Genomic DNA, 26,055 nt, shown 5'->3' with positions numbered 1-26,055 from the left:
CCCGCGCCGATTAGCGTCGGTGCATGGCCCTCCGACTCGAAGAGATCATCGTCGACTGCACCGACTTCCGGACCCTCGGGCACTGGTGGCAGGAGGCGCTCGGCTGGGACGTCGTGGACGAGGACGAGGACGGCATCGAGCTGCTCGCCCCGTCGGGCCGCGGGCCGAGCCTGCTCTTCCTCGACGTGCCCGAGCGCAAGACCGTGAAGAACCGCCTGCACCTGGATTTCGTGCCGGACGACCAGGAGGCGGAGGTCGCGCGGCTGGTCGGCCTGGGGGCGACGCGGTCCGATGTCGGGCAGGGCGAGCAGTCCTGGGTCGTGCTCGCCGACCCGGAGGGCAACGAGTTCTGCATCCTCTCGGCGCGGGAGTGAGAGCGCTTCCACTTTCCGGGACGGTTGTCGGGAAAGCGCTTCCATGCGCACGCATCGAAAAAGAATCTGAGAAGTCAAGGGTAGAACGATCGTTCTCGACTCCCTAGCATCGCCTCCGACGCGTTTCCCGACCGGGAGCGCGCGGAGCCGAGGAGTCACCGTGACCACCTACGACAGACCCGTCGCCGCCGTCGGCATGACGCAGTCGCAGCAGCAGGGCGAGCTGCTCGCCGGCCGCGCCCTCGAGAACCGCGCCCTCGGCCTCTACGCGTACGCCTACCGCCTCACGCTGTCGGACTCCGCGGCGAGCGCCGCCCTCCGCCACGCGGCGGTCACCGTCCGCAGCGGACGGCCGCAGGGACTCGACGACACGGGCGCCCTCGACCTGATGCGCTCCGAGGTCGGACGCGCGAGCGTGCAGCGCGGCGGCTCCGCGATGGAGCGCGCCGAGCAGGCCCCGCCGGCGATCCGCGAGGACGACCTGCTGCGCTCGGGCTTCCACCGCCGCCTGCACGCCCTGCCGACGCTCGAGCGCCAGGCCTGGCTGCTCCGGCACACCGGCGGCCACGACGTCGACGCGATCGCGGCGATGCTGCAGGAGCCGGCGGAGCGCATCCGCTCGGCCCTCGCCTCGGCCGCCCGCACGCTGGTCGAGGGCGAGCTGGCCGAGAGCGAGTCCGCGGAGTAGCGCGGCACGAGGTGCCCGAGAGACGCCGGGTCCAGCCGGCGGCGCCCCTCAGGCGTCTGGGACCCGGCAGCGACACGGCGCGGCCGGGAGGACGGGGTCAGTCGAGGTAGTCGATGTCGTCCCACGGCTGGTGGACGTCACCGGTGTCGCGGTCGTCGTCCGGCACCTCGAGCTCCTCGAAGATCACCGGAACACCCGTCGAGATCAGGACGCTGACCTGGCGGTTGCCCACGATCACGAAGTCGACGAGGCCTCCTCCGGCCTGTGTCGCCTCGGTCGCCGACCGCTTCAGCTCGGCGACGTCGGTCCCCTGGGACAGCCCGTAGGTCTTGCCCTCGACGGTGACGGTGGTGCGGATCATGTGGCGCTGCTGCTCCTCGGCTCGATGGGTTCAGCGTACGAATCGCGCGAGAGCGCTGCCAGGCCTTGCGGTGGAGGCCCGCGGCTGCCACGGGTGAAGGGGTCGGCTGAGGCGAGCGGCGTCCGGAGCCGAGGCCAGGAGCAGCGTGACGGGCCGCTCGGGCGGATCCGCCGCTCCTGACCTCGGTTCCGGACAGCGGGCGGCGGAGTCAACCGGGCGCGCTCCACGGAGCTCCCGCCGTAGCGTGGAACCTGTCCGCACGTTCCGCATCCAGCGACAAGGAGGATCCGATGACCGAGAAGAACACTCCCGAGGACCCGCAGACCATCGACCCCGAGCACGTCGACCCCGAGACGGCCACCGACCCCGAGGGCGACCCGGTCGAGAACCCGTCGGGCTGACGCCCGCACCGGAACGGCCCGCGGCCACCGGGACACCGCTGAGAAGGCGGCGTCCCGGGGGTGGCGGGCCGTTCCCGCGTCCGGCGCCGCCATACTGTCGGAGTGCAGGCCGAGGACGACGAGCGCAGGGATCTCGAGCGGATCCTGTCGGCCCGACCCCGCGACGACGGCGCCGACCGGGACGAGCGGCGCGAGGCGCTGCGACGGCTCGGCGAGCTGGAGGCGGAGGACGCTCCTCCCGGAGTGACGCGGTCCGGCGCGCAGACCGGGGCCGCGCCGTCCGGAGCGCAGCCGGGCGCGGCGCATCCCGGGACGGCGATCGACTCGCGTCTCCCCCTGCCCGCGACCGCACTCCCGCTGTCGGTGACCGCCGGCTCCGAGACTGCGGAGGCGCCCGCCGGGCACCCCGACCGGCCGGCCCCGCGGACGCCGCACCCGCGCCGCCGCCGCCTCGTGCTCGCCGCCGCGATCGTCGGCGGAGCCGCGGTCGGCGCGATCGTCCCCACCGCGCTCCTCCTCCCTCCGCCCGCGGACCCCGTCGCCCCGCCGACCGCCTCCGCGGATCCCGCCGACCGCTTCGCCGCGCTCGTCGAGGGCTGGGAGCCGACCACCGACGTCCCGCCGGGCCTCGCCCTGCTCGCCGGAGAGGCCGTCGTCTACGGCTCCGGGTTCGACACCGCCGAGAACGACCGCCTGCTGATCACCGAGCCGAACGGCACCACGGTGTGCCTCGCCGTGCAGCGCCCGGACGCGTCCTTCTTCGCCGGCTGCACCGGCTCGGAGGCGTTCTTCGCCGGGGAGCCCCTCCGGGTCAGCGGCACGACGCTCCGCAGCGGCGCCCCGGTGTACACGCAGATCCTGCTCCGCCCGGACGGGACGATCGAGGGCGGCTACCAGCTGGTGCCGGAGTCGCCGCAGCCCGAGGCGGCGGAGTCCGGATCGGTGGAGTCCGGAACGGTGGAGTCCGGGTCACCGGACCCCGCGACCAGCGAGCCCTGAACCGCCGAGGCCGCGACCAGCGAGCCGTGAGCCCGCGACCAGCGAGCCGCTAGGCGCGCGTCGCCTCCGCCGCGTCCGCGATCACCTCGGCCGCGGACGCCGTCCGCTCCCACACCGCGCGCTGCCGCTCGGCGCCCGTGCCCCGCGCCAGGACCCGCTCGACGCCGCACGCCGCGACCTCCTCGTCGCCCGACTCCGCCAGCGCCCGACCCGCGTGGTCGAGCAGGCGCGCCAGTACCGCGGAGGCGGGGGCCGGGCAGCCGTCGACCGGATCGATCAGGTCGCCGGTCGTGCCGTGGCGGCTCGCCAGCCAGGAGGAGACGGCGATCACCGGAGTCGGCAGCGGCACGGGCGGGACCCCGGAGCCCGCGTCGCGCACGGCCGTCTCGGCGAGCGCCCGGATCAGGACGGCGATCAGCGCCGAGTCCTCGGCGTGCAGCGGGACGTCGGCGATGCGCACCTCGACGGTCGGGTGCGCACGGGAGAGACGGGCGTCGAAGTAGAGCATCCCCTCGTCCAGCAGCACGCCGCAGGACGTGAGGGAGGCGACGACGCTCCGGTACTGCTCGAGGTCGCCCCAGATGCCGACCGGGCCGGCGGTGGGCCAGCGCCCCCACGACTGGTAGCGCCAGCTGGCGAAGCCGGTGTCGACGCCGGCGCTCAGCGGGGAGTTGGTGCTCAGGGCGAGGAGGGCGGGCAGCCAGCCGCGCAGCCGGTCGAGGACCGCGATGCCCTCCTCCGGCGACCCGATCCCGACATGGACGTGCAGGCCGCAGGTGAACTGCTCGCGGGCGACGAGGCCGAAGCGCTCGGCCATCCGGTCGTAGCGCTCGTCGGCCGAGAGGTGCGGCTCGAACGCGGCGGGGCTGGTCGCGACCGCGACGGCGCGGGCACCGACCTCGCGGGCGGAGTCGTCGGCCAGGCGGCGGCCCTCGCGCAGTCCGGCCAGCAGCGCGTCGTACGTGCGGGCGGGCGAGCCGACCGCCTCGATCTGCTCCGCCTTGAGCTCGGCCGCCAGGGCGACCGCCGCGGAGCCGCGGACGGAGCCGAGCAGCAGCGGCGCCGCGGGCGCCGGGAGGAACGTGCCGGCGTCGACGAGGAGGTACTCCTCCTCCACCCCGAAGGTGCGGGCGCTCATCGGAGCGCCTTCCGCTCGAGTCCCCCGCCGCAGCCCACCCGGTCATCCCACCGTGCCGGGCGCCCGCCGGGCAACCGTCCTCGGCCGATGTTCAGCGTCGGGACGCCCGCGGCGCCGGTCCGCGGGCGGGCTGTCAAGGCCGGGTGCTGCCGGGCGCGGAGCGGCAGGATCGGAGCACACCCAGAACCGGAGGTCCCCGTGCCCGACAGCACTCCCGAGCAGGCCGAGTACGACGTCGCCGTCATCGGCGCAGGACCCGCGGGGACGGCCGCCGCCCTCCGCGCCGCGGAGCTGGGAGCGCGCGTGGTCGTGCTCGAGGCCGCGCGCGTCGGCGGCACCTGCGTCAACACCGGCTGCGTGCCCACCCGCGTCCTGGCGAAGACGGCGCGGATGATGCGCGAGACCCGCTCCGCCGGCGACTACGGGATCGAGATCGGCACTCCCGTCCTCGACTGGGCCGCGACCGTGCGCCACGTGCACGAGCGCGTCGACCTGGTGCGCTCGATCAAGCGCGAGGCGCAGCGGTTCGAGGAGGCGGGGGTCGACCTGATCCACGAGGGCCGCGCCCGCTTCGTCGACGAGAGCACCCTCGTGCTCGACAGCGGGCGGCGGATCCGCGCGCGCTCGATCATGGTCTGCGTCGGCGGGCACTCGCGGCGGCTGCCGATCCCGGGCGCCGAGCTCGCGACCGTGCCGGAGGACGTGCTCGGGCTGACCGAGCTGCCGCGCCGCGTCGCCGTGATCGGCGGCGGCAACACGGGCGCCCAGCTCGTCACCGTCTTCAACGCCTTCGGCTCGGAGGTGACGCTCCTCGACGTCGCCCCGCGGATCCTGATGACCTCCGACTCCAGCATCTCCGAGCAGGTCGGCGCCGCCTTCGAGCGCCAGGGCGTCCGCGTCCGCACCGGGATCGAGACGGTGTCGGGCATCGAGCGGCAGGACGACGGCTCGCTCGCGATCGCGTGGCGCGAGGGCGGCGAGGACCGGACGGCCGAGGTCGACGTGGTGATCATGGCCACCGGCTGGCCCGCCGACGTCGAGGACCTCGGACTCGAGAACGCGGGCATCGAGGTCGTCCGCTCCGCGATCCCCGCCGACCAGTACTTCCGCACCGTCGTGCCGCACATCTTCGCGGTCGGCGACGCGAACGGGCGCGACATGCTCGTCCAGGCGGCGCAGTTCGAGGCGGAGGCCGCCGCCGAGAACGCGGTGCTCGGCGCGAACCGGCGCACGCCCCAGTTCCTCCTGCCCGCGGGCGGATTCACGGACCCTGACTACGCGGGCGTCGGCTTCACGCAGGAGCAGGCCCGCGAGCGCGACCCGCAGTGCGTCGTCGCCTCGGTGCCGTTCTCGCACCTGGACCGCGCCGTCATCGACGACCGCGAGAACGGGTTCCTCACGCTGATCGCCGACCGGCGCCGCGAGCTGCTGCTCGGTGCGCACGCGGTCGGCGAGAACGCGATCGAGGTCGTGCAGTCGGTGACCACGGCGATGGCAGCCGGAGTCGACCTCGCGACCCTCGCGAACGTCCGCTTCGCCTACCCCACCTACAGCGCGGTGATCGGGATGGCGGCGCGCGCCCTGCTGGCCGAGCCGGCGCGCCCGACCGAGCTGGACTGACGCGCTACCCGATCCTCGGAGGCGGCGCCAGCCCCGAACCGGCGGCCCGCCGCCTCCGAACCACTGGAGACGGGCACTCCGCCCGCCCCGCCGAGAGGAACCCCTGTGCCGATCCCCGCTGTCGACTACAACCACGTCCGACTCACCGTCCGCGACATCGCCGTCTCGCGCCCCTTCTACGACTCCGTCTTCGGCTTCGACGTCGCCTTCGAGGCGCCGCCGGCCGACGCGTCGCCGGAGGAGAAGGAGCAGCTGGCGTTCGTCTTCGGCGGGGTGATCTACCAGTTCCCGGGCGGACTGCTCGGCCTGCGCCCCGTCGCGCCCGGCGACGACCGCTTCGACGAGGACCGGGTCGGACTCGACCACGTCAGCTTCACCGTCCCCGACCTCGACGCGCTGAAGGCCGCCGCGGCCGTGCTCGACGACCTCGGCATCGCCCACGAGCCGATCAAGGACGCCGGCGGCATGAGCCTCCTCGAGTTCCGCGACCCCGACAACATCGCGCTCGAGATCACGTCCCCGAGCTGATCGGAGCAGCGCGCGCACGATCGGGCGGGTCTCACCAGGTCTCCACGCTGATCGAGTAGCGCGCGTATCGAGATCCCCCACGCTCGAAGGGGCGGGTCTCGATCCGCCGTTGCGCCGCTACTCGACCAGCAAGGGTCCCCGCCGTGCTGATCGAGTAGCGCGCTCAGCGCGCGTCTCGGGATCCCCGCGAACCCACGGAGCGCGGACTACGGACGACGTCGACGGTACGGAGTCGTCGTCGACACCCGGACCAGGCCCGCGCGCTCCAGGATGGGCCGCGAGTACTCGGTCGAGTCGCTGTGCACGAGGGTCTTCCCGAGGGCTCGAGCGGAGGCGGCGCGGGCGGCCGTGACCAGGCCGTAGAGCCCGCGTCCGCGGTACTCCGGCAGCGTCGCTCCGCCCCAGATGCCGGCGAAGGCGGTGCCCGGGACGGGCTCGAGCCGGCCGCCGGACGCCATGCGCCCGTCGACCTCGGCGACCCACAGCTCCATGCCGTCGCCGCGCGCCAGGCGGGCGACGAGCGAATCGGCGATCGACACGTCGACCTCCTCCTCGAAGGCGGCGTCGATCATGGCGCTGAACGCGCGGACGTCCGGCTCGTCGATGACGCGCCGCAGCACGACCCCCTCCGGGACGGGCCGGTCCGAGAGCAGCGCCTCGACCGGGCCGATCATGATCGACTCGGCCTCGTCCGGCGCGAAGCCGTTCGCGACGAGCGCGTCGTGCAGGCCGGGGGCCTCGTCATGGCCGCGGGTCTTCCACTCGACGCGGGTGATGCCGGGATCGGCGTCGAAGTGCGCGCAGGCCGCGGCGACCAGGCGGGCGATCTCCGCGGAGGAGGCGCCGGCGAGGTCGCGGTAGGTGACGAAGCCGCGTCCGCCGGCGAAGGTCACCAGACGCAGAGGCCCTTCGCGCGTCACGGAGACGGCGCTCGGGGTCTCGGCGTCGGAGCGGAGCTGGTCGTCGTAGGCGCGGAGGTAGTCGGAGCTCATCGCCCCGACGCTACCCCCGGACCCGGGCGATCAGGTCCTGGATGAAGGGGATGACGTCCTTCGCCTGGTCGACGCTGGCGAATCCGGTCGCGACGAGCGGCCAGATCGAGCCGATGAGCGTCGCGATGACGGCGGCCACTGCGGCGACCCAGGCGAGGGCCGCGTTGCGGGAGAGGAACGCGACGGCGAGGCAGGCCAGGCCGACCGCGTAGCTGAGGACGATCGAGAGGACGATCGCGCCGACCGGGACATCGAGCGCCCCGGCCGTGGTGCCGTCGGCCGCGCCGATCAGCCCGAGGACGGGCAGCAGCACGGCGACGACGACCACGAACGAGAGCACGACGCCCGTGCCGAGCGCGATCCAGGCCGCGCGCGGCTTGCGTCGCGCGCCGTACGGGCGGGTGCGCACGGGACTACTCCCGACCGGCGGCGGACGACGCGCGGTCGTCCTCGGAGCGGTGGGCGTGGGCGTCGTCGGACGCGGCGTCGCGATCGGCCGCGGCCTCGTCGCGCTCGACGTGCTCGGACTCCTCCGCAGGAGCGACCTCGACGGTCGCGGTGCGGGGGTCGCCGTCGTCGTCGACCGGCTCGACCTGGACGCGGACCACGAACTCCGCGGTCTCGACGACGGCCGGGGCCGCGTGCGTCTCGACGCGGGGGTCGTCCTCGTCGCGCTCGGCGGCGCGCTCGTCGTCGGCCGTCTTCTGGGCGGCTGCGCGCTCGTCGCGCTCGTCGGCCGCACGGTCCATCGCGTCAGCGGCGTCGTCGGCGGCGTCCGCCAGACGTCCGCGGGCGGAGTCGACGGCACCGGAGACGGCGTCGCGAGCGTTCCCGGCGGCCTCCTTGGCGGAGTCGCGGGCGTCGGACGCGGCGCGCTTGGCGGTGTCGACGAGCGGCTCCTCGTCCTCCTCCGGCTTCTCGATCGGGTCGAACGGGCCGTGGACGTCGGTCGCCTCGACGTTGACGACGACGTGGCCGCCGGCGACCGGCTCCGCCACGCGCTGCACCTGATCGCGCACGGCGTCCAGGACCTCGCGGACGGGGTGGGGGTACTCGACGACGAGGTCGATGTCGACGGTGGTGACGCCGTCGGCCTTCGAGACCGTGACTCCGGGGACGGTGCTGGTGCCCAGCACGCGGCGGGAGGCGCGGTCGAGGCCGCGGGCGACGGCTCCACCGAGGTGGTGGACGCCGGACACGCGCTGGGCGCTCTCGCCGGCGGCGGTCGCGACCCGGCTCTCGGTCGACTCGGGCTCGGACGGCTTCCCGTCGCGGCGGGCGGACTCGCGCCGACTCTGCTCGTTCGGGGTCGGCTGCTCATCGGTGCGGATGAGCTCGACGGTGCCGGGCTCCATCGGATCGGACATGGGGTGCTCCTTCAGAAAGACTTCCATCCCGCCTGAGCGGGGCTCTCCGGCCCTCCCGATCGAGAGGGCCGGACGGTGGTGCCGGCGGCTACTGCACGCGGGCGGTGCCGCTCATCTTCGTCCGCAGACCACTGACGATCTGGATGACGACGGGCGTCTCCTCGCCGAGGAGGGCGTCCCACTGGCGGACGGCCTGGTCGACCGTCTGCCGGGTGCGGGCGGGCGAGGCGCCGCGGCGGGTGTGCGCGGTGACGCGCAGCACCTTCTGGTGCTTGATCTCGAACGCGGTCACGTCGACCGCGACGATGGACGGCTCCTGCGACAGTGCCTCCTCGAGGACCTGCTCGGCGACCTTCGCGTCGATGGTGACGGAGCCGCCCGTGGGCGTTCCCGCTCCCTCTCCGGAGCCGACGCGCAGCAGCGTGGCGGTGCGGCCGCGGCCCTGGCGCACGATGAAGCGCACCAGCAGCAGGATGAGGACGAGCGCGACGACCGCGATGACCCAGAGGATCCACGGGGTGCCGCCCGAGAGGGCCTGGCTCGTGGGGTCGGCCGCGTCCTGCGCGGCGGTGGACACGTTCTCCTGCACCTGCGGGAGCAGCGACCCCACCGCGACGGCGCCGCCGGCGAGGAGGAGGACGAGGCCCACGACGAACAGGAGCAGCCGGTTGAGGAATCGGTTCGTGGTGGTCATCAGCGGACCGTTCCCTTCTCGGACAGGCGCACCTTGGAGCGCAGGCGCGGGGTGCAGTCGAACGTGGCGAGCTCGGCGTCGACGGCCTCGCGGATCGGCGTGACGTCGATGCTGCGGCCGGAGGTGCGGGAGACCGTCACGTCGACGACGCGGGATCCGACCGACACCGACACGTTGTCCGGGTCGACGTCACCGGCGTAGCCGGCGGTGCGGGCGACGGCCTGCGCGATGACGCGGTCGTCGACGATCGCCGCGGTGCGGTCGGTGCTGACGGCGCGACGGCCGCGACGGCCGGGCTTGAGCGACACGACGATCAGGACGAGCCCGATCAGCGCGAGCACGGCGCCGGCGGCGGCGGTCAGCGCGATGGGCGCCGCGGCCGCGTTGAGCAGCGAGGACGCTCCGTCCTGCGGGGCCACGAGCAGCGCGGGCTGGCCGAGGACGGCGAGGACCGCCTCCGTGCCCAGCCACGCGAACAGGAGGATGAGCAGGACGGCGAGGACGATCGCCGATCCGGAGCGGGACGAGTGCGTCTCGCGCCGCACCAGGCGCGGGTAGAGCGCCCGGCCGGCAGTGGTGGGAGTCGTCACGACACCCTCCTTCGTTCTCGGAGGTCGGCACCGGTGATCCGGAGGTCGACCCGGCCGATCGTGGAGCCCGTCAGTTCGAGGCAGCGCGAGCGGATGGTCGTCTGCGCCCGGCTGAGTCGGTCCAGCAGCGTCCCGGAGGAGCGGCGGCCCGCCTCGCCCAGGGGCGTGACGTGGATGGGGGCGTGCGCGACGACGTGGAGGCGTCCTCCCTCGTCGTCGAGCTCGACGGACACGTCGGACGAGTTCACGTCCAGCGCCTTCGCGGTGACGGCCGACACGACCCGGCGCACGGCGCGCGAGCTGATCGTCGTGCGGCCGTGGCTGGCCTCGTCGGCCATCACCGCCGCGGTCACGAGGACCGCCGCCCGCGGAGGGTGTCGCCGAGGGAGCGCAGGTCGAGCTTGCCCTCGACGACCCGCCCGACGCCGTAGCCGATCGCCATGACGAGCGCGACCCAGAGGAGCGCCCAGAAGCCGAAGACGAGAGCGGTCAGCGCGAGGACCGCGCCGAGGACCAGGCCGATGTGGGACGGAGTCACTTGACGCGGCTCTCGGTCTCGTCGTCCTTGTCGTCCGAGGGGATGAAGACGTCGGAGATGGTGACGTTCACCTCGGCGACCTCCATGCCGACGACCGAGGAGATGGCCTCGGAGACGGCGGAGCGGATGCTGTCGGCGAGCTTCTGCAGCGCGACGGGGTACTCGGCGACGACGGTGATGTCGGCGGCGACCTGCTTCTCGCCGACCTCGACGGAGATGCCCTGGCCGCGGTCCTGCGCGTTGATCGCGTTGCGGATGGCGCCGATGGCGCGGGCGGCGCCGTTGCCCAGGTCGTGCACGCCGGGGACCTCGCGGGCCGCGATGCCGGCGACCTTCTCGACGACGCCGTCGGCGATCGTGTTCTTGCCGGCCGAGGTGGCGGTGCCGTGCTTGGCCGAGGAGGCGTTGGCGAGGCTGGTGGGGGTGACGTTGGTCATGATCTTCTCCAGATGGTCAGAGGTCGTGGCCGGGGCCGCGGTGCTCACGATCCGTGGCACATGATGAAGACGTGACCCGCGGCCCGGACGTCCCGGTGGTTCAGCAAAGGTGCAGGGAACGTCGAGCGGAGATGCGTTTCGCGGCCACCGGCGTCCATAGGCCCCCGCGGCGCACTCGCTGAGCGGCCAGCGGACTGCACAGGCCGCTTCAGGCCACGGTCGCCGTCCCCGCCGGGAACCGGCGGTCGCGCCGACGGGTGAGGGCGCGGCGCCAGGCGGGGCTCCACCGCTCCTCGGCGACCGCGTTGACGCCCCACGACAGCAGGAGGACGACGACGAAGGCGACGAGTCCGGCTCCGTCGCGGCCGATCAGCGGCCAGAGCGCGCTGACGATCGCGCTGCCCACGACCAGATGGAGGATGTAGAGCGAGTAGCTGATCCGCCCGAGCCAGAGCAGCGGCGCCCATCTCAGCACGGCGGTCCGGCGCCGCATCGCGACGACCGCGACGGCCGCGCAGACGCCGAGGACGACTGCTCCGTCCGGCCCGCCGTGGAGGAGCTGGGCGTTCAGGGCCGCGATCAGAGCCGCCGGCACGGCGAGGAGCTCGAAGCGCCCCTGGCGTCGCGAGAGGAACAGCAGCATCCCGACGCAGAAGAGCGGTCCGTACTCGGCCAGCGTCAGGTTCGCCAGGACCCGGACGGCGACCGGCGCCGAGACGACGTCGACGCCTCCCGAGGCGAGGTGGGCGGCGACGGAGGCGGTCACGGCGACGCCGAGCCAGACGACCACCAGCACGCGGACCAGCCGATCCGTGAACCGGCACTTCGTGAGGACGAGCACGAGCAGCACCAGCAGGTAGAACTGCATCTCGACGGCCAGCGTCCAGAACGCGCCGTTCACGTTGGGCACCAGCAGCAACCGCTGCACCATCGTGAAGTTGAGCAGCAGCTCCAGCGGCGTGAGGTCGGTGCCGGGGACGCGGGCGAGAGCGCCGACGACGATCGAGACGACCACCGCGATCCAGTAGGCCGGGTAGAGGCGGCTGACGCGGGAGATCGCGAAGTCCGACGGCCGCCGCGCGCGGTCCGCGGACATCAGGATCACGAAGCCGCTGATGACGAAGAAGAGCTGGACGCCGAACTCGCCGAACGGGAGCGCGAAGGATCCCGGCGGTGCATCCGGATGATCGAGCGAGAACGCGGTGGTGAAGTGGTAGACGACCACGCCGAGGGCGGCGAGGCCGCGCAGACCGTCGAGCTCGACGAAGCGTGACGCCACGGCTCCCCCGCTCCGGAGCCCCCGCCCCTCGCTCGAGTGTTCCAGAGCGCTCCGGCCGCCCGCGCGTCGGCCGTCCGTCGTTCCGCGCCGCGCCCGGCACCCGCCTCGACCCGCATCCCGGCGGCGGAGGCGCGGGGAGGGCGGCGCTACGCTCTCGGGACGGATGCGGAGCGCGCGGGCGAGGGTATGCCGAGCTGACCGAGCGGTTCGTCGCGGATGCGATCGCGTCGGCCTCGCGCATGACCGAGCGCGGACTCCTCCCCGCGGAGGAGCAGCGCGTCAGGCCGAGTGCAGGTGGCGGTCGAGCGTCATCCAGTTCTCGCGGCTGAGGCGGGCGGCACCGTCGGTGTCGCCCGCACGGAGGGACTCCACGATCGCGCGGTGCTGCTCCACGGATCCGCGGGCCGCGAGGGAGGCGAAGCGCTGGCGCTCGGCACGGCGGATGAGCGGAGTGGCCTGCTCGAGCACGTCCTCGATCATCCCGTTGCCGCTGAGCCCGGTGAGCACCGCGTGGAACGCGTCGTCGGAGCGCAGCGCCAACTCGACGTCGCCGTCTGCCAGCGCCCGCGCGAAGTCGTCGTTCGCCGACTCCATCGCGGCGAGCGCCTCCGCAGTGACGGCCGGGCCGGCGAGGCGCGTGGCGAGCTCGTGCATGGCGGCGGCGATCTGCTGGGCGTCGCTGATGCTCTCGGCCGTGGCGGGGGTCACGATCGTCGCCCGGCCGGGCTTGGCCGAGACGAGGCCGACGCGGGCCAGCCGGAGCAGCGCCTCCCGGATCGGCGTCCGGCTGACCCCGAGCCAGGCCTCCAGCTCCTGGTCGCGGAGGCGCTCCCCCAGGAGGCGCGCGGACACGATGCCCCCACCGGCACCGGAGAAGCCTCGCGCTCCTCGATGAGCGAGAGGACCTAAGCTCGCACACGTGGCAGCCGGCGCAGTGATGTACAACTTCGCGATACAGCTGGCTGATGTGGACCGCGGCGTCTACGAGGACATCACGCTGCGAGCCGCTCGGCACCCCTCCGAGACCGACGCGTACATGATGACGCGCGTGCTCGCGTACTGCCTCGAATACGTGGAGGGGATCACGTTCAGCGAGGGGATCTCGTCGACGGCGACCGAGCCGGCGGTGCTGGTCCGCGATCTCACCGGCAGGCTGACCACGTGGATCGAGGTGGGCGCGCCGGATGCCGAGCGACTGCACTTCGGGAGCAGACTGGCCGACCGCACGACGGTCTACACGCATCGCAACCCGGACAAGGTGATCGCGGCGTGGTCCGGCAAGCGCGTCCACCAGCTCGAGCAGATCACCGTGCAGAGCTTCGATCAGGGGTTCCTGGATGCCGCGGTCGCGGTACTCGAGCGCCGCAACACGTTGACCGTGTCGGTCGTCGAGGGGCAGCTGTATCTCGAGTTCAACAGCGTGACGATGAGCAGCGACATCCACGTGCATCAGCCGGGCTGAGCCGGCGCCGAGTGTCACGAGGTCCGTGTCCTGAAGACCGGTCGGAGGACACGATGGAGCATCCTCCGAGACGGTCCCTCGGGACGCACCCGGAGACGACGAGGGCCCGGCACCGTCCTGAGACGGTCCGGGCCCTCGGGCACGCAGGGGCTGCGCGTCAGCGGCGCAGCGTGTGGCTCGGCTTCTCGTCGAAGCGCACCTGGTACGCGCTCGCGAAGCGGCCGAGGTTGCCGAAGCCCCACTCGCGGGCGACCGCGGCGACGGTGGTCGAGCAGGGGTCGCCGGCGACCAGGTCGGAGTGGGCGCGGTCCAGGCGCACGTCGCGCAGGTAGACCGACGGCGACACTCCGAGGTGCCGCTTCGTCGCCTGCTGCAGCGTGCGGGTGTGCAGACCGGCCGCGCGGGCGGCGTCGGCCGGAGTGATCGGCTCGTGGGCGTGGTGCTGGAGGAAGTCGAGCGCCACCCGGGTGCGGGAGGCGGACGGGCGCCGCAGCACGGCCGGCACGTCCCACGCGCGCCACGGGAACAGCAGGAGCAGCACGCGGGCGAGGTCGAGCTCGGCGGTGAAGCGCACGAGCGGAGTGATCGCAGCCGTCGCGAGCGCGGCGCTCGCCTCCGTCACCGCGGCGCGCCAGCGGGCGAGGACGCCGGGGTCGGCGTCCGCCCCGTGGTCGAAGGAGACGGGCTGGCGGGGGCCGGCGTGCGTCTCGGTCGCGACGTCCTCGAGGAACCCGGGGGCGAAGTGGATGAGGTTCTGCCGGTGCGGCTCGAACTCGAGCCCGAACTGGCGCTCCGCGGGGAACAGGAACGGGGCCGAGAGCGCGCCGGTCCGGGTGAACGGCGGCAGGTTCAGGCGTCCGCCTCCGGCGCGGAACCAGCCGACGACGTACTCCTTCAGGTGGGGGACCTGGCCGGTGAGGGCGCCGGAGCAGTCGGAGGTGCGCAGGGTCACCCGGTCGCTGCCGCGGACGGCGTAGCGGTAGGAGAAGCCGCGCTGCAACGGAGCGACGCGGAACTCGCCTCCGCCGTACGCCTCGGAGTAGACGGCGGACGCGGCGGACGGATCGTCGCCGGAGGCTTCGTAGCGCCGGTCGGCCCGCTCGTCGCCCGCGAACGGGCTGCCGAGGGTGAAGGTCGACTCGCTCATGACGTCCGCCCGGGGCGGCGGCGGAGGGAGCAGTGCATGGGGGACTTCTTCCGGGTTCGGGGTCCGTGCGCTCGCGGGGACGCACGAGGGGTACGGAATCAAGACGTGTCGAGGAGCCGGAATGTCACGAATCCCGTCTCGAGACGTCCCCCATCGGCGGCACTCGCAATCCGGCCAGCGGATTCGCCGGCCCGTTGTCAAGGCTGGTAGTCATGCCGGACGGCGCTCCACACTGAGGGCATCGGCGCGCGGGGACACCGCGCGCGGGACCGCGGAGGAGGCGCTCATCGACGACGACCCCCTCCTGAACGCGTCCGACGCGACCCTCGCCGCGCGCGCCGTCGACGGCGACGTGCAGGCGTTCGAGCAGCTCGCCCGCCGCCACGGCGCCCTCATGCGCGTCTACGCCGCGAAGCTTCTCGGCTCCGAGGCGGAGTCCGAGGACGTGGTGCAGGAGGCGTTCCTCACCGGCTGGCGGCGTCTGGCCGATCTCGACAGCCCGGCGCACATCCGCAACTGGCTGATGCGCATCGTCACCCACAAGGCGATCGACCGGATCCGCGTCCGCCGCCGCCACGACGACATCGACGACTGGGATCCGCCCGCGCCGCCCGAGCACTCCCCCGAGCGCATCGTCGAGGCACGACTCCAGCTGGACGCGGTCTGGGAAGCGCTGGACCGATTGCCTGCTGATCAGCGACGCTGTTGGCTACTCCGCGAGACCGCCGGCTACAGCTACCAGGAGATCGCCGACGCTCTCGAACTCCCCGTCTCGACGGTCCGCGGCCTCCTCGCCCGGGCCCGTCGGTTCCTGCTCCACGAATTGGAGGCATGGCGATGACCGACGACGCCGCCGTGCCCGAGGACGACCTCGACGGCCACACGCTCGAGGAGCTGGGCGAGTACCTCGACCGCGGCCGCGAGCCGCGCGACCCCTCGATCGAGAACTCCGCCGCGTGCCGGCTCGCTCTCGCGAACCTCACCCGCCTCACCGAGCTCTCGGCGCGGGCGCTGCGGCAGGAGGCCGACCGCGAGCCCGACCGCGACGAGGTCTGGATCGCCGGCCTGCTCGACGCGATCCGCTCCGAGGTGCGCTCCGGCCGCGACATCCCCGTCCGCCACCCCGACCCGACCCTCCGCCTGGCGCTCACCGAGGCGGCCGTGCGCGGGATGATCCGCCGCGCCGGCGACACGATGGGCGGCGTCATCATGGGCCGCTGCACCCTCGACGGCGACGTCTCGGCTCCCGGCGCCGTGGTCCGGATCGACGTGACCTGCGCCCTCGAGTTCGGCCTGCCGGTCGCCGTGGCCGCCGACCGCCTGCGCGAGCGCATCCGCTACGCCCTCGAGCGCCACACCGAGCTGACCGTCGGCGCGATCGACGTGACCGTCGACGACGTGTACCCCCACCGGGAGGAGCGGGAATGACCGACGACACCGAGCTCTCGCAGCGGCTGACCGCCGAGATCCGCGACATCGAGGGCGTCGCGGGGGTCTATCCCGCCCAGCCGATCGTCGAGGCCGCGGCCGACGCGCTCGCCGTGAAACTGGACCTGCGGCAGCCCGACGTGCTGGTCGACATCGACCGGTCGGAGGGGTTCACCACGGTGAGCGCGCACATCGCCGCGTCCGCCGCACTGCCGGCCCCCGAGACGCTCCGGCTGGTGGGCGAGCGGATGCACGCGCTGCTCGCCGCCGACCCGTCGGTCTCGGGGCCGCTCGCCGTGAACGTGAAGGTGCGCCTCATCGAGGATTCGGGGCGCGCCGAGCACTGAGCGGGGCCGCCGCCGCCTCCCTCCCGCGAGAGACCGCTCGGGTACTCCTCTGCGGCGTGCCGCGTACCGGAGCGGCGTCTCGCGGAAGGGATCAGGGGCAGCCCGACCGGGTCAGCAGGAGACGAGACGGTCGAAGCGGGACGCGACGCCCGAGCTGTCGCTGAACTTGCGGTTGATGACGCTCATCTTGTTGCAGCCGCTGTCCGGGCCGTTCCTCCAGATGACCTTGACGTTGCTCGCCTGGTCGCAGTGCCACCACACCGTGACCTGCGCGCGACCCAGGGAGTCGCGCTGCGAGCGGACCTCGTAGCAGTTGCCCGGGCCGCCGTTCTGGTAGACGAGCTGCCCGGCGGAGGCGGGGGTCGCGACGGCGACGGCCCCTCCGAGGGCGAGGGCGATCGCGGCGAGCGTGGCCGTGAGACGACGGTGCATGGTGTTCTCCTTCGAACGGGCGATCGGAGGCGACGGCGGCCGCCCCTCTGCCAGCACCCTGGACCCGGCCCCGCCGAGCCCGGTCGTGAGCTTTCGTCCCGGAGATCACCCCGCCTGGAGGGTGGAGGGAGAGCGAGTACTCCTCACTAGCGTCGAGGCGCGTGCACCTGCGCGCCCCTTCGACGCAGAGGACTCGCCATGCCTTCACGACTCCTCGACCGGCCGCGACTCGCCCTCGCCCTCGCGGCCCTGTGCCTCGGAGTGCTCGCGGCGACGCCCCCGCAGGCGGTCGCCGCCCTCGCACCGGCGTCCGCGACTCCGACCGCCTCGTCCGCCGGCCAGGCCGTCACGGCGGCGCCCGCCGACGCCCCGGGCTGGACCACGCTCCTGCGCGACGACTTCACCGGGCCGGCTGGCGCGCCGGTCGGGAGCCAGTGGGAGCACGAGGTCGGCACCTGGGGCACCGGGGCGGTCGACCGGACGACCGCGTCGACGGCGAACGTCTTCCTCACGGGCGGCGGCGCTCTGGGCATCCGCGCCCTCCGCGACTCCGCCGGAGCATGGACGTCCGGGCGGATCGTCACCGCCGACAAGTCGTTCTCGGCGCCGGCGGGCGGCCGACTGCTGATGACCGCCTCGATCCAGCTGCCGGATGTCGCGCAGGCCACCGGGTACTGGCCCGCCTTCTGGGCTCTCGGGCGGGACGCGAACGCCGTCATCGACTGGCCCGCGACCGGCGAGTTCGACATGCTCGAGGCCGTCAACGGCACCGCCCAGGTGATCCAGACGCTGCACTGCGGGGTGCCGGACGGCGGCCCCTGCGACGAGCCCGCCGGCCGGACGAGCGGGATGCTGGACTGCGCGTCCTGCGTGACGGGGTTCCACCGCTACTCCGCCCTGCTCGACCGGACCGTGCCCGGCGACGAGCGCGTGGAGTTCCTCGTCGACGGCGTCACCCGGCACGTGGTGCGGGAGTCGGAGGTGGGGACGGCCGCGTGGCGGGCCGCGGTCCCGAACGACGTGCTGCTGATCCTGAACCTCGCCATCGGGGGCGGGCTGCCGAACGGCGTGTGCGGATGCGACAGCGCGGCCGCCCCGAAGAGCTCCGGCGGGACGATGCTCGTCGACCACGTCGCGGTCTACCGGTCCGACGCGGCGCCGGCTCCGGTCGTCGTCGGGACCGCCGCGGTGGGCGCGACACTGTCCTCCTCCGCCGGCCGGACGGGACCGCTCGTGCACCGCTGGGCGGCGGGAGGCGTCGACATCGCGGGTATGACGGGTCCGGATCTCGTGGTCCCCTCCTCCGCGGTCGGCAAGCGGGTGACCGTGACGGTGAGCGCCGCCGACGGCTCCGGCCCGACGACCTCGCAGCCGACCGCACCGGTCGCCGCCGGCACCCTCGGCGCCGCGACGCCGACCGTCACGGGCACGGCCCGGGTCGGAGCGGTGCTCACGGCAGCCCCGGGTCCGTGGACGCCGACTCCCGTCAGCCTCACCTACCGGTGGAAGGCGGACGGCGCGGCCATCGCGGGAGCGACGTCGCCGCAGTTCACGCTCACGAAGGCTCAGGCGGGGAAGCGGATCACGCTGACCGTCACCGGGACGAAGACCGGGTACACCACCGCGAGCCGGACCTCCGCGGCGACGGCGGTCGTGGGACGGTGACGGGCGCGGGCTGTCCCCCGCCCGCCACCGTGTCTCAGACCTCGCGCTTGCGGCGAGGAGCGATGCGCAGGACGGCGGTCCCCGCAGCGATGAGGGCGAAGGCCGCGAGGGCCAGCCAGACCGAGTCGAACCCGGTCATGGCGAGCGTTCCGGCACCGACTCCGGCTCCGGCGGCTGTTCCGATGTGGTTGTACATGTCTCTCTCTCTGTTTCACCAGTCGCGCCGACGGCGTGTCAGCGCATCCAGGTAGGCCTTGGTGTGGACGACCTGCAGGAACAGGTCGACGACGAGCTCGTACATCGACGCGGCGGCGAGCATGTACCGCCAGCCGCGGTCGCGGACCGTCACGATCCGCTCGACGACGAAGATCGCGGTGACGGCCAGCCAGAACGGCTGGAGGCTCAGCTCGCCCCAGCCGACCGCGTAGACGATCGTGGCCAGGTAGACGTAGGTGATGATGCAGCCGAGCATCGTGAGCAGCTGGCGCCCCCAGTAGGGAGCCGTGACCCGCGTGAAGCCGTACTGCACGCAGTTCTCGACCGCTCCGCGCTTCCAGCGCAGGCGCTGACGCCAGAGGTCTCCCCAGGTCGGCATGACCTCGGTGACGAGGGTGCAGCCGGCGGGGCTCAGCACGTCGTAGCCGAGGTGGCGGATCGCGAACGTGAGCTCGTTGTCCTCGGTGAGGACCGTGGTGTCGTAGATGCCGCCGATGCCGTCTCCGGAGGGGAGGGAGCCGGCCAGGCGGGCCGCGCTGATGCGGCGCATCACGGCGACCTGGAGCACGGCCGCGGTGCCCGTGACGACGAGGCACTTCCCGTTCAGCCGGCGCACGTCGCGGGCGTAGCGCGCGTACTCGTTACGCTGGAGGTGGCCGACGAAGCCGCCGCCCTCGCCGCCGCGGAACACTCCTCCGACCGCGCCGATGCCGCCGTGCAGCCTGCCGCGGGCGATCTCGAGGAACCCGGGGTCGAGCGCGGAGTCGGCGTCCTGCACGAGCACCAGGTCGTCGTCCTGCAGCCCCGGGAGGACCTCGGCGAGGAACTGGTTGAGGCCGCCCGCCTTCTTGTGGCTGTTCCCGACGGTGACGAACACCTCGGCGCCGTGCGCGAGAGCGATCTCGACCGTGGCGTCGGTGCAGTTGTCGGCGATGACGACGATCCGGTCCGGCGGCCAGGTCTGCCGGCGCAGGCCCTCGATCGCCGCGGCGATCCCGGCCTCCTCGTTGTGGGCGGGGAGGGCGGCGACCAGGTCGCCGATGCGCGACGAGGCGCGGCGGCCGCTGCGGGGGCGCGTGCCGCGAATCGGAGTGGATGCCGGAGGGAGCCGGTCGGCGTCGACGGCGGGGAGCACGGTGCGCTCGAGGACCGCGGCGGGGGCCGGCGGACGCTCGAGCAGCGCGGTCGGGGCGGCCGGACGCTCCAGGAGCGCGGTCGCGGCGGACGGACGCTCGACCACGGCGGTCGGCGCCGCCGGACCCTCGACCATCGCAGCCCGACGCTCCAGGACAGCGGTCGGCACGACCGGTCGCTCGACCACCGCGGACGGGGCGGCCGGACGCTCCAGCACCGCGGTCGGGGCGGCGGGAACCGTCACCGCTCCGGCAGGCAGCGCGGACGCCAGGCGGCGCGGCGCGGAGACCCGTTCGCGCCCGGAGCGGGCGGCGCGGCGTCCCGAGAGCGGGCGCGCGGCCGTTTCGTCGTGCGCCTCCCAGGTCGCCCGGCGACGGGGAGCCGTCGGCTCGTCCGCGCCGTGACCGGGCTGTGTCCTCATGACTGTTCCTCTCCGCGGCCGGGGGCCGATGTGCGCTGATGAGCGCCCGCGCGGAACGGAGGTCGTCGCCGGGGTGGGCGCGACCCGAGTGAGGAACCGCGTCCGACGGGGGGATCGGAGCAGTGCCTGACAGAGGACAGCATCGGGGGGTGCTGCGATCAATTTAGGGGCACGGAGATGATGGAAGCAAGTGATTTTTGTCACCCTAAAGGGGCCACGCAAGGCCCTTGCGGCTTCTTCGTCTTCGTCGTAGCAGGTCAATCGGCTCGCCGAGCCTCCTCCACACCCGGCGCACCCGTCTCCGCTCGGCCCCGCGGCGGGCCGTTGGGGGGTCGGCGGCGCTCTTGTGCGCCGAGCCGCCGGGGTCCACCATCGAGCGACGGCCCCCGCCCGGGGCGGCCGCACCCGACGGGTCAGGGGCGCCATGCGGTCGCGAGGTCTGCTCTTCTGCCTGATCCCGCCGATCCTCTGGGGCGGCATGCTGCCGGTCGCGGACAGCATCGCGGCGACGGTCGACTCCTTCTTCATGACCCTCATCCGCTACACGGCCGCCGCGGTCGTCCTCGCCCTGCTGCTCGCCCGGGCGGAGGGGCTCCGCGCCTTCCGGCTCGACGGCCGCGGGTGGCGGCTGGCGCTGCTCGGCGCCTCCGGATTCGCCGGCTTCGGCCTGCTCGCCTTCACGGCTCTGCGGTTCACCTCGGCCCCGAACGTCAGCCTGATGATGGGGATGATGCCCGCGATCGGCGCGGTGCTCGCGAGCATCGGCGCGCGTCGCCTACCGCCGGCCGCCACCGTCGGCTGCATCCTGCTCGCGCTCGCCGGAGTCGCGCTCGTCGTCACCCGCGGCGATGTCGCCCTCCTCCTCGACGGCGAGCTGGGATTCGGCGAGCTGCTCGCCCTGCTCGGAGCGATCTGCTGGGTCGTCTACACGCGCGGAGCCGCGGCCTTCCCCGGCTGGTCGGCGCTGCGGTACTCGACGCTCACCACCGCGCTCGGCTGCCCCTCGATCGCCGTCGCGGTCGCCGTGGCGACGGCCACCGGCTCCGCGCACCCGCCGACCGGGGCCGAGGTGCTCGCGGCCTGGCCGCAGCTGGCCTACCTGATCCTCCTGGCCGGCGTCGTCGCCGTGCTGCTGTGGAACGCCGGCATCAAACTGCTCGGCGCCCTCAACGGCACGCTCTTCCAGAACCTCGTCCCGGTCACGACCTTCGCGATCAGCATGGCGGGCGGCTACCGGCCAGGGCCCGTCGCCCTGCTCGGCGCGGCCATCGTCGTGACGGCGCTGCTGCTGAACAACTGGGCGACGCGGCGCGCGGCCGCGGTCGCCGCGCGTCCCGTCCCGGTCGCGGCGCCGGTGCCGTGAGCCCGCGACCGGTCTCGGCGCAGCGCCGGGCGCAGACGACGACCGCAGGCCGTCGCCGGGCGGGCTGACCCTCCGCTACGGGCTGGGCCGACGAGGCGCAACCCCGCGCGAGGGGCGCTCCCGTTCGGGAGAGTGGAGGCATGCAGCAGCTGACCTACGCCTCCAAGAGCTTCGTGACCACCGACGCCGTGACCGAGGCCCTCCTCGACCTGGTGACCGCGATCGACCGCCAGGAGCACTCCGAAGCGGTCACGGTCCCGGCGTTCACCGAGGACGGCGAGCTCATCGAGGCGAAGATGACGCTCGACGCGAGCAGCGAGCTCGTCGCCGTCCCCGTCGAGGTCTCCATCAAGGACGAGGAGTCGACCACCGGCGCCGTCGAGGCCGCCGTCGAGGACATCCGCTCCCGCATCAAGAGCAACCGCGCCACGATCGCGCGCCCCGTGATCGACGAGGACCCGGAGCCCTACAACTACGAGGAGTTCTGAGCAGCGCCTGCGGGCCTTCACGCCTCCGCACTGAGGTGCCTGGATCTGCTCGCGACACGCCGGAACTGCCAGCCGATCCGGGCACCTCAGCGGCGGTCCCTCAGAGCGCGGACGCAGCCCAGCGCGGGTCGAGGGCGTAGTCCGCGAGGCGCTTCTCGAGCGCGGCGCGCACCTGACCGGGAGCGTCGTCGCCCACGAGCAGACGGAACCGGGCGTCGCTCCGATCAGCGACGTGCGCGAGGATCTCGGCCGCCACCTCGGCCGGAGGCGTGCCTCCCTGCGGACCGTCGGTCGGCCAGGGGACCTCGGCCGCTCCGAAGAGCTTCCGCCGCAGGTCGTCGTACTCCGGCATCGGCGCCGCGAACCGCATGCTGCCGCCGGCCCAGTCGGTGGCGATCTCCCCGGGCTGCACGAGCGTCACGCGGACGCCGAAGGGGGCGACCTCTGCGGCCATCGCCTCCGTCCAGCCCTCGAGGCCCCACTTCGCCGCGTTGTAGACCCCGAGCGTCGGCATCGTCCCCACCGCGCCGACGGTCGAGATCTGCACGATGTGTCCGGACCCCTGCCGCCGCATCACAGGCAGCGCGGCCCGGCAGAGCCAGAGCGGACCGAGCAGGTCGACGTCCAGCAGCCCCCTCACCTCGTCCTCGCCCACCTCCTCCGCCGTGCCGATGAGCCCGTAGCCCGCGTTGTCGACGAGGACGTCGAGGCGCCCCTCGATCGCCGTGGCCGCGTCGACGGCGCCGGCGGCTGCGGAGGAGTCCGCGACGTCGAGCCGGTGGACCTGCAGCCGCTCGTGCTCGGGCAGGGAGTGCGCGCCCCGGACTGCGGCCAGGACGCAGTGGCCCTCGGCGAGCGCCGCGAGGACGAGCGCACGCCCCAGCCCGCGGGAGGCTCCGGTGATCAGCCAGGTCTGTCGAGTGGTCATGCCTGCACGCTACTCCGAACAAGACGCTCCGTCTCGTTTCGCAGTAGGATCGGAGAATGGCCACCAGCAGGACACGGCAGCGCGTGCACGCCGCCGTGCTCGACCTCGTCGGGACCGAGGGGCTTCCGCGCCTGACGATGGAGGGCGTCGCCGCCCGCGCCGGAGTCGGGAAGCAGACCCTCTACCGCAGCTGGCCCTCCACCGGTGCGATCCTCTTCGACGCGCTCCTCGCGCGGAGCCTGACTCCTGACGGGGCCGTCGCCGTCCCGGACTCCGGAGATCTGCGCGCCGACCTGCTCCTCCTGGTCACCGGCACTGCCGCCGAGCTGAGCGACCCAGTGGCCGAGCCGCTCCTGCGCGCGGTGACCGCTGCGATCCAGACCGACACCGAGCTCGCCGCGCAGTACCGCACCCTGCTGCTCGAGCCCCAGCTGAGCGCGATCGCCGCGCGTCTCGCGAGTGGAGGAGCGGCCGACCCCTCCGGCGCGGCGGAGCTCCTGCTCGGCCCGATCCTCCACCGATGGCTCCTGCGGAGCGGCCCCTTCACCGGCACGTGGGTCGAGCGGCACGTCGACCGGGTCCTGCGAGCGCTCCGCGCCTGACGCGTCCCCACCGACCGGCCGGCCTGCCGGGGCCGCATTCCAGCTGCGCCTCTTGACCGGCGGCGCAGCAGGGAGTCGGATGAGGGCGTGCGCGCGCTGGTCCCCGTTTCCGATCCGTGGTCCGTCGACGGGAGCGGGCGGACGGACGACGGGCCCGTCGACGACCTCTCGGTCCGCGCCGAGCGGGGCGGCGGCTCGTACTCGGTCCGCACGCTGCGGCTGACCGGTGTCCGCCTCGGGCCGCGCGGCTCGGTGCACGGAGTCGTCACCGACCCGGTCGCGACGGCCGCGCTCGCGATCGGCTCGCTCCTCCTCTCGGTGATCCCCGCCGGCCTGCCCGGGGACCGGACGCGAGCGGCGATGGTGGCGGCGGAGGCGCGGGCTCAGGAGCTGGCCGCCGACCGGCCCGCGTGGGACGTGAGCGCCCTCCCCCTCGACGGGATCGACTACGCCCTGTTCACCCGGACCCTGCCCGAGGGCGCCGTCGCGCACGCCGACCTCGGCTGGGCCGTCGTCGCGCTGTGGAGCACAGGCCCGCTCCCCCGGGGCCCCTTCCACCTGCTCGAGATCCCCGACGAGCCCGTCCAGCGCTGAGTCGCCCGGATCGGCTCGCGACACACCGCAGCGGGGAGCCGATCCGGGCGACTCAGCGAACGGGTCAGCGCACTCAGCGCGGGGTCACGCGCCCGCGACCGTGGAGCCGCGCACCAGCAGCTCGGTCGGCAGCAGCGTCACGCGCTGCACCTCCTCGCCGGCCAGGAGTCGCACCAGCACGTCCGCCATCGCCTCGCCGAGGCCCGTGGAGGGCTGGCGCACCGTGGTGAGGCGCGGCTCGCTCGCCTCGGCGAAGTAGTCGCCGTCGAATCCCGCGAGCGCGATGTCGCCCGGCACCGTGAGGCCGCGCTCGCGCAGCGCCGTCAGGGCGCCCGACGCCATCTGGTCGTTGGAGGCGAAGACCGCGTCGATCGGCCGGCCGGAGTCGAGCAGGCGGCGCATCGCGGTCGCGCCGTCCTCGGGCGAGTAGTCGCCGTACTCGACGAGCGAGTCGTCGAGGCCCGCGGCGGTGACGGCCGAGCGCCAGCCGGACAGGCGGTCGATCGCGGCGGGCATGTCCTGGCGGCTCGCGATCATCGCGGGGGCCGTGCGGCCGAGGCCCAGGAGGTGCTCGGTGACCGTGCGCGCCGCTCCGGTGTTGTCGACGTCGACGAAGTAGCTGCCGCCCTCCTCCGTCAGCGGCCGCCCGCCGAAGACCACGGGGAGGGAGGCGCCGAGCTGCGCGTAGGAGTGGTCGCCGCTGTGGTGCGAGACGACGAGCGCGCCGTCGACGTTGCCGCCGAGCAGGTAGCGCCGCGTCTTCTCGGGAGCCGCCTCCGACGCGATCACGATGGTGAGCGTGTACTCGGTGCCGGCGAAGGCCATCGCGGCGCCCTGCACCACCGAGGCGAGGAACGGATCCGCGAACACCTTCGCCGCCGACTCCGGCACCACGAGCGCGACGGTCTGCGTGCGGCGGCTGGCGAGGGAGCGCGCGGCGCGGTTGGGCACGTAGCCGAGCTGCTCGATCGCGGCGAGCACGGCCGTCCGGGCGCCGTCCTTCACGCGCGGGGAGTCGTTGACGACCCGGCTGACCGTCGCGCGGGAGACTCCGGCCAGCGCGGCGACGGCTTCGAGGGTCGGGGCGGCCGAGGCGGTGTCGTGGGTCATGCAGGCCTTCCTCGCGGGTGCCTCCGAGGCTAGCCGAGCGCCGGAGGAGCGGGCTCGTGCGGGGCGTCCGCGGCGTGAAGGGGCGCGGATCGCGGCCATTCGGGGGTGATGCGGGGCGGCGGAGCGGGCCGGCGGAGTGAGTCCGCGGCCTGCGAGGGCGCGGATAGCGGCCGTTCGGGGTGGCGCCGGGCGGTCGGGGCGCCGCCTCGGCGATCACCGGCGCGACCGGCGCACGGCGATCGGTCGCGCACTGGCGGAGGCAGGCAGCCTCGCGCCCGTCAGCGCCCGCGGCGGAAGCGCGCGAGGAGGCTCCGGAGCCGCTCGGCCTGCCGGTCGGTGAAGTCGTTCGACAGCCGGAACGCCTCGCTCGTCGGATCCGCCCCGTTCGCGACGTCGCGGATGGCGCGCAGCGCCTGCTCCGACGGCGTCGGCCCGTCCGCTGGACGCGGCTGCGCCGACCCGCTCGAGGGGTCCTCGTCGCGCCGGTCCTTCGGCTCCATGTCGCCTCCTCCGCGCCAGCCTAGGCGGCGGGAGGCCGGGCCAGGAGGGCCGGACGGGGCGTGATCGACGGGATCCTGCGCGGCAGCGGTCGGGATGAGCCGAGCACGACGACCGGCCGGGTCGCGAACCCACCGGCCGCTCAGTCCACGGCCCCATCCCTCACCGCAGCCCCCGACCCCCGGACCCGGGGCCGTGGTGCTCCGGGTCCGGG

At 73.9% G+C, this 26,055-nt stretch carries 33 protein-coding genes; 14 read left to right on the top strand and 19 right to left on the bottom strand.

Going from position 1 to position 26,055, the window contains the following annotated elements; all coding sequences use genetic code 11:
• Positions 1-23 precede the first annotated feature (23 nt).
• Positions 24-374 (top strand): VOC family protein, encoded by a 351-nt coding sequence (locus C5D66_RS07240; RefSeq protein ID WP_104224051.1) that lies wholly within the window; start codon positions 24-26, stop codon positions 372-374.
• Positions 375-534: 160 nt separating this feature from the next.
• The gene (locus C5D66_RS07235) at positions 535-1,062 is read left to right on the top strand and encodes a hypothetical protein (protein WP_104224052.1); all 528 of its coding nucleotides are present in this window, start codon (positions 535-537) and stop codon (positions 1,060-1,062) included.
• 97 nt (positions 1,063-1,159) lie between these two features.
• On the opposite strand, the gene C5D66_RS07230 is transcribed toward C5D66_RS07235, so the two are convergent.
• Positions 1,160-1,423 (bottom strand): hypothetical protein, encoded by a 264-nt coding sequence (locus tag C5D66_RS07230; protein WP_104255218.1) that lies wholly within the window; start codon positions 1,421-1,423, stop codon positions 1,160-1,162.
• Positions 1,424-1,926: 503 nt separating this feature from the next.
• Here C5D66_RS07230 and C5D66_RS07225 point away from each other — a divergent pair.
• Positions 1,927-2,823, top strand: a complete 897-nt coding sequence (locus C5D66_RS07225) for a hypothetical protein (RefSeq protein WP_104326847.1) — start codon at positions 1,927-1,929, stop codon at positions 2,821-2,823.
• 49 nt (positions 2,824-2,872) lie between these two features.
• Here C5D66_RS07225 and C5D66_RS07220 read toward each other — a convergent pair whose 3' ends face one another.
• On the bottom strand, positions 2,873-3,961 hold the full coding sequence (locus C5D66_RS07220; protein ID WP_104326846.1) for a glutamate--cysteine ligase: 1,089 nt from the start codon (positions 3,959-3,961) through the stop codon (positions 2,873-2,875).
• A 198-nt stretch (positions 3,962-4,159) separates the two neighbouring features.
• Between C5D66_RS07220 and C5D66_RS07215 the strand changes: the two genes are divergently transcribed.
• Both C5D66_RS07215 and C5D66_RS07210 read left to right on the top strand, forming a co-directional pair.
• Positions 4,160-5,581: an NAD(P)/FAD-dependent oxidoreductase gene (locus tag C5D66_RS07215; protein WP_258063928.1), complete on the top strand. Its 1,422-nt coding sequence runs from the start codon at positions 4,160-4,162 to the stop codon at positions 5,579-5,581.
• 105 nt (positions 5,582-5,686) lie between these two features.
• Positions 5,687-6,109 (top strand): VOC family protein, encoded by a 423-nt coding sequence (locus C5D66_RS07210; RefSeq protein WP_104223996.1) that lies wholly within the window; start codon positions 5,687-5,689, stop codon positions 6,107-6,109.
• Between the two features lie 206 nt (positions 6,110-6,315).
• On the opposite strand, the gene C5D66_RS07205 is transcribed toward C5D66_RS07210, so the two are convergent.
• The 10 genes from C5D66_RS07205 to C5D66_RS07160 all read right to left on the bottom strand — a co-directional run bounded on the left by C5D66_RS07205 (position 6,316) and on the right by C5D66_RS07160 (position 12,858).
• Positions 6,316-7,101: a GNAT family N-acetyltransferase gene (locus C5D66_RS07205; protein ID WP_104326844.1), complete on the bottom strand. Its 786-nt coding sequence runs from the start codon at positions 7,099-7,101 to the stop codon at positions 6,316-6,318.
• Between the two features lie 10 nt (positions 7,102-7,111).
• Positions 7,112-7,510 (bottom strand): hypothetical protein, encoded by a 399-nt coding sequence (locus C5D66_RS07200; RefSeq protein WP_104326843.1) that lies wholly within the window; start codon positions 7,508-7,510, stop codon positions 7,112-7,114.
• 4 nt (positions 7,511-7,514) lie between these two features.
• Positions 7,515-8,468 carry an Asp23/Gls24 family envelope stress response protein gene (locus tag C5D66_RS07195; RefSeq protein WP_181067931.1) on the bottom strand — a complete coding sequence of 318 codons (954 nt, stop codon included), beginning with the start codon at positions 8,466-8,468 and terminating at the stop codon, positions 7,515-7,517.
• 88 nt (positions 8,469-8,556) lie between these two features.
• Positions 8,557-9,162: a hypothetical protein gene (locus C5D66_RS07190; RefSeq protein WP_104232926.1), complete on the bottom strand. Its 606-nt coding sequence runs from the start codon at positions 9,160-9,162 to the stop codon at positions 8,557-8,559.
• Positions 9,162-9,752 carry a DUF6286 domain-containing protein gene (locus C5D66_RS07185; protein ID WP_104225847.1) on the bottom strand — a complete coding sequence of 197 codons (591 nt, stop codon included), beginning with the start codon at positions 9,750-9,752 and terminating at the stop codon, positions 9,162-9,164. The genes C5D66_RS07190 and C5D66_RS07185 overlap by 1 nt, the downstream gene beginning before the upstream one ends.
• The gene (locus C5D66_RS07180; protein ID WP_258074851.1) at positions 9,749-10,105 is read right to left on the bottom strand and encodes a hypothetical protein; all 357 of its coding nucleotides are present in this window, start codon (positions 10,103-10,105) and stop codon (positions 9,749-9,751) included. Before C5D66_RS07180 ends, C5D66_RS07185 begins: the two co-directional genes overlap by 4 nt.
• Positions 10,102-10,290 (bottom strand): DUF2273 domain-containing protein, encoded by a 189-nt coding sequence (locus C5D66_RS07175; RefSeq protein WP_104255212.1) that lies wholly within the window; start codon positions 10,288-10,290, stop codon positions 10,102-10,104. The genes C5D66_RS07180 and C5D66_RS07175 overlap by 4 nt, the downstream gene beginning before the upstream one ends.
• Positions 10,287-10,727, bottom strand: a complete 441-nt coding sequence (locus C5D66_RS07170) for an Asp23/Gls24 family envelope stress response protein (protein WP_104223989.1) — start codon at positions 10,725-10,727, stop codon at positions 10,287-10,289. Before C5D66_RS07170 ends, C5D66_RS07175 begins: the two co-directional genes overlap by 4 nt.
• Before the next feature lie 208 nt (positions 10,728-10,935).
• On the bottom strand, positions 10,936-12,006 hold the full coding sequence (locus tag C5D66_RS07165; protein ID WP_181067932.1) for an acyltransferase: 1,071 nt from the start codon (positions 12,004-12,006) through the stop codon (positions 10,936-10,938).
• Between the two features lie 279 nt (positions 12,007-12,285).
• Positions 12,286-12,858: a GntR family transcriptional regulator gene (locus tag C5D66_RS07160; RefSeq protein ID WP_258063929.1), complete on the bottom strand. Its 573-nt coding sequence runs from the start codon at positions 12,856-12,858 to the stop codon at positions 12,286-12,288.
• Between the two features lie 67 nt (positions 12,859-12,925).
• On the opposite strand from C5D66_RS07160, the gene C5D66_RS07155 reads away from it, so the two are divergent.
• The gene (locus C5D66_RS07155; RefSeq protein ID WP_104225844.1) at positions 12,926-13,468 is read left to right on the top strand and encodes a YaeQ family protein; all 543 of its coding nucleotides are present in this window, start codon (positions 12,926-12,928) and stop codon (positions 13,466-13,468) included.
• A 157-nt stretch (positions 13,469-13,625) separates the two neighbouring features.
• Here the strand turns inward: C5D66_RS07155 and C5D66_RS07150 are convergent, their stop codons facing one another.
• Positions 13,626-14,615, bottom strand: coding sequence for a helix-turn-helix transcriptional regulator (locus C5D66_RS07150; RefSeq protein ID WP_104255209.1), 990 nt, complete (start codon positions 14,613-14,615; stop codon positions 13,626-13,628).
• Positions 14,616-14,967: 352 nt separating this feature from the next.
• On the opposite strand from C5D66_RS07150, the gene C5D66_RS07145 reads away from it, so the two are divergent.
• Genes C5D66_RS07145 through C5D66_RS07135 form a run of 3 tightly spaced genes read left to right on the top strand, consistent with a single transcriptional unit; the run spans position 14,968 to position 16,390 of the window.
• Positions 14,968-15,456 (top strand): RNA polymerase sigma factor, encoded by a 489-nt coding sequence (locus C5D66_RS07145; RefSeq protein ID WP_244248147.1) that lies wholly within the window; start codon positions 14,968-14,970, stop codon positions 15,454-15,456.
• Positions 15,453-16,043, top strand: coding sequence for an Asp23/Gls24 family envelope stress response protein (locus C5D66_RS07140; protein ID WP_146076902.1), 591 nt, complete (start codon positions 15,453-15,455; stop codon positions 16,041-16,043). Before C5D66_RS07145 ends, C5D66_RS07140 begins: the two co-directional genes overlap by 4 nt.
• Entirely contained in the window at positions 16,040-16,390 is a 351-nt protein-coding gene (locus C5D66_RS07135; RefSeq protein ID WP_104223972.1) for a hypothetical protein, read from the top strand. Before C5D66_RS07140 ends, C5D66_RS07135 begins: the two co-directional genes overlap by 4 nt.
• A gap of 111 nt (positions 16,391-16,501) precedes the next feature.
• On the opposite strand, the gene C5D66_RS07130 is transcribed toward C5D66_RS07135, so the two are convergent.
• A complete protein-coding gene (locus tag C5D66_RS07130) occupies positions 16,502-16,822 on the bottom strand; it encodes a hypothetical protein (protein WP_104255207.1) in 321 nt (106 codons plus the stop codon).
• A 198-nt stretch (positions 16,823-17,020) separates the two neighbouring features.
• On the opposite strand from C5D66_RS07130, the gene C5D66_RS07125 reads away from it, so the two are divergent.
• A complete protein-coding gene (locus tag C5D66_RS07125) occupies positions 17,021-18,487 on the top strand; it encodes a family 16 glycosylhydrolase (RefSeq protein ID WP_104326840.1) in 1,467 nt (488 codons plus the stop codon).
• Between the two features lie 34 nt (positions 18,488-18,521).
• Here the strand turns inward: C5D66_RS07125 and C5D66_RS17120 are convergent, their stop codons facing one another.
• Together C5D66_RS17120 and C5D66_RS07120 are read right to left on the bottom strand one after the other, a co-directional pair.
• Positions 18,522-18,683, bottom strand: coding sequence for a hypothetical protein (locus tag C5D66_RS17120; protein WP_167305255.1), 162 nt, complete (start codon positions 18,681-18,683; stop codon positions 18,522-18,524).
• Between the two features lie 15 nt (positions 18,684-18,698).
• On the bottom strand, positions 18,699-20,258 hold the full coding sequence (locus tag C5D66_RS07120) for a glycosyltransferase family 2 protein (protein WP_258061283.1): 1,560 nt from the start codon (positions 20,256-20,258) through the stop codon (positions 18,699-18,701).
• Positions 20,259-20,682: 424 nt separating this feature from the next.
• Between C5D66_RS07120 and C5D66_RS07115 the strand changes: the two genes are divergently transcribed.
• The gene (locus C5D66_RS07115) at positions 20,683-21,621 is read left to right on the top strand and encodes a DMT family transporter (protein WP_104255205.1); all 939 of its coding nucleotides are present in this window, start codon (positions 20,683-20,685) and stop codon (positions 21,619-21,621) included.
• Positions 21,622-21,761: 140 nt separating this feature from the next.
• Positions 21,762-22,109, top strand: coding sequence for a hypothetical protein (locus tag C5D66_RS07110; protein ID WP_104223965.1), 348 nt, complete (start codon positions 21,762-21,764; stop codon positions 22,107-22,109).
• A 100-nt stretch (positions 22,110-22,209) separates the two neighbouring features.
• On the opposite strand, the gene C5D66_RS07105 is transcribed toward C5D66_RS07110, so the two are convergent.
• Positions 22,210-23,037 (bottom strand): SDR family NAD(P)-dependent oxidoreductase, encoded by an 828-nt coding sequence (locus C5D66_RS07105; RefSeq protein WP_258061285.1) that lies wholly within the window; start codon positions 23,035-23,037, stop codon positions 22,210-22,212.
• A 56-nt stretch (positions 23,038-23,093) separates the two neighbouring features.
• Between C5D66_RS07105 and C5D66_RS07100 the strand changes: the two genes are divergently transcribed.
• Positions 23,094-23,639 carry a TetR/AcrR family transcriptional regulator gene (locus tag C5D66_RS07100; RefSeq protein ID WP_104232939.1) on the top strand — a complete coding sequence of 182 codons (546 nt, stop codon included), beginning with the start codon at positions 23,094-23,096 and terminating at the stop codon, positions 23,637-23,639.
• An 87-nt stretch (positions 23,640-23,726) separates the two neighbouring features.
• The gene (locus C5D66_RS07095) at positions 23,727-24,233 is read left to right on the top strand and encodes a hypothetical protein (RefSeq protein ID WP_104255204.1); all 507 of its coding nucleotides are present in this window, start codon (positions 23,727-23,729) and stop codon (positions 24,231-24,233) included.
• 84 nt (positions 24,234-24,317) lie between these two features.
• On the opposite strand, the gene C5D66_RS07090 is transcribed toward C5D66_RS07095, so the two are convergent.
• Both C5D66_RS07090 and C5D66_RS07085 read right to left on the bottom strand, forming a co-directional pair.
• Complete coding sequence (locus tag C5D66_RS07090) at positions 24,318-25,343, bottom strand: LacI family DNA-binding transcriptional regulator (protein ID WP_104250504.1); 1,026 nt, start codon at positions 25,341-25,343, stop codon at positions 24,318-24,320.
• A gap of 278 nt (positions 25,344-25,621) precedes the next feature.
• Positions 25,622-25,843, bottom strand: a complete 222-nt coding sequence (locus C5D66_RS07085; RefSeq protein WP_104255203.1) for a hypothetical protein — start codon at positions 25,841-25,843, stop codon at positions 25,622-25,624.
• Positions 25,844-26,055: the final 212 nt, after the last annotated feature.

Source organism: Rathayibacter sp. AY1B4 (assembly GCF_002932815.1).
GTDB lineage: Bacteria > Actinomycetota > Actinomycetes > Actinomycetales > Microbacteriaceae > Rathayibacter.
Note: the sequence above shows the minus strand (reverse complement) of the source record. Positions and strands in the feature narration are given on the sequence as shown.

Excerpts from the sequence above, each read along its gene's own strand:
- C5D66_RS07240 (WP_104224051.1), top strand. The coding sequence starts at position 24 with ATGGCCCTCCGACTCGAAGAGATCATCGTCGACTGCACCGACTTCCGG.
- C5D66_RS07230 (WP_104255218.1), bottom strand. The coding sequence starts at position 1,423 with ATGATCCGCACCACCGTCACCGTCGAGGGCAAGACCTACGGGCTGTCC.
- C5D66_RS07220 (WP_104326846.1), bottom strand. The coding sequence starts at position 3,961 with ATGAGCGCCCGCACCTTCGGGGTGGAGGAGGAGTACCTCCTCGTCGAC.
- C5D66_RS07205 (WP_104326844.1), bottom strand. The coding sequence starts at position 7,101 with ATGAGCTCCGACTACCTCCGCGCCTACGACGACCAGCTCCGCTCCGAC.
- C5D66_RS07195 (WP_181067931.1), bottom strand. The coding sequence starts at position 8,468 with ATGTCCGATCCGATGGAGCCCGGCACCGTCGAGCTCATCCGCACCGAT.
- C5D66_RS07190 (WP_104232926.1), bottom strand. The coding sequence starts at position 9,162 with ATGACCACCACGAACCGATTCCTCAACCGGCTGCTCCTGTTCGTCGTG.
- C5D66_RS07170 (WP_104223989.1), bottom strand. The coding sequence starts at position 10,727 with ATGACCAACGTCACCCCCACCAGCCTCGCCAACGCCTCCTCGGCCAAG.
- C5D66_RS07150 (WP_104255209.1), bottom strand. The coding sequence starts at position 14,615 with ATGAGCGAGTCGACCTTCACCCTCGGCAGCCCGTTCGCGGGCGACGAG.
- C5D66_RS07140 (WP_146076902.1), top strand. The coding sequence starts at position 15,453 with ATGACCGACGACGCCGCCGTGCCCGAGGACGACCTCGACGGCCACACG.
- C5D66_RS07135 (WP_104223972.1), top strand. The coding sequence starts at position 16,040 with ATGACCGACGACACCGAGCTCTCGCAGCGGCTGACCGCCGAGATCCGC.
- C5D66_RS07130 (WP_104255207.1), bottom strand. The coding sequence starts at position 16,822 with ATGCACCGTCGTCTCACGGCCACGCTCGCCGCGATCGCCCTCGCCCTC.
- C5D66_RS07125 (WP_104326840.1), top strand. The coding sequence starts at position 17,021 with ATGCCTTCACGACTCCTCGACCGGCCGCGACTCGCCCTCGCCCTCGCG.
- C5D66_RS17120 (WP_167305255.1), bottom strand. The coding sequence starts at position 18,683 with ATGTACAACCACATCGGAACAGCCGCCGGAGCCGGAGTCGGTGCCGGA.
- C5D66_RS07120 (WP_258061283.1), bottom strand. The coding sequence starts at position 20,258 with ATGAGGACACAGCCCGGTCACGGCGCGGACGAGCCGACGGCTCCCCGT.
- C5D66_RS07115 (WP_104255205.1), top strand. The coding sequence starts at position 20,683 with ATGCGGTCGCGAGGTCTGCTCTTCTGCCTGATCCCGCCGATCCTCTGG.
- C5D66_RS07110 (WP_104223965.1), top strand. The coding sequence starts at position 21,762 with ATGCAGCAGCTGACCTACGCCTCCAAGAGCTTCGTGACCACCGACGCC.
- C5D66_RS07105 (WP_258061285.1), bottom strand. The coding sequence starts at position 23,037 with ATGACCACTCGACAGACCTGGCTGATCACCGGAGCCTCCCGCGGGCTG.
- C5D66_RS07100 (WP_104232939.1), top strand. The coding sequence starts at position 23,094 with ATGGCCACCAGCAGGACACGGCAGCGCGTGCACGCCGCCGTGCTCGAC.
- C5D66_RS07090 (WP_104250504.1), bottom strand. The coding sequence starts at position 25,343 with ATGACCCACGACACCGCCTCGGCCGCCCCGACCCTCGAAGCCGTCGCC.
- C5D66_RS07085 (WP_104255203.1), bottom strand. The coding sequence starts at position 25,843 with ATGGAGCCGAAGGACCGGCGCGACGAGGACCCCTCGAGCGGGTCGGCG.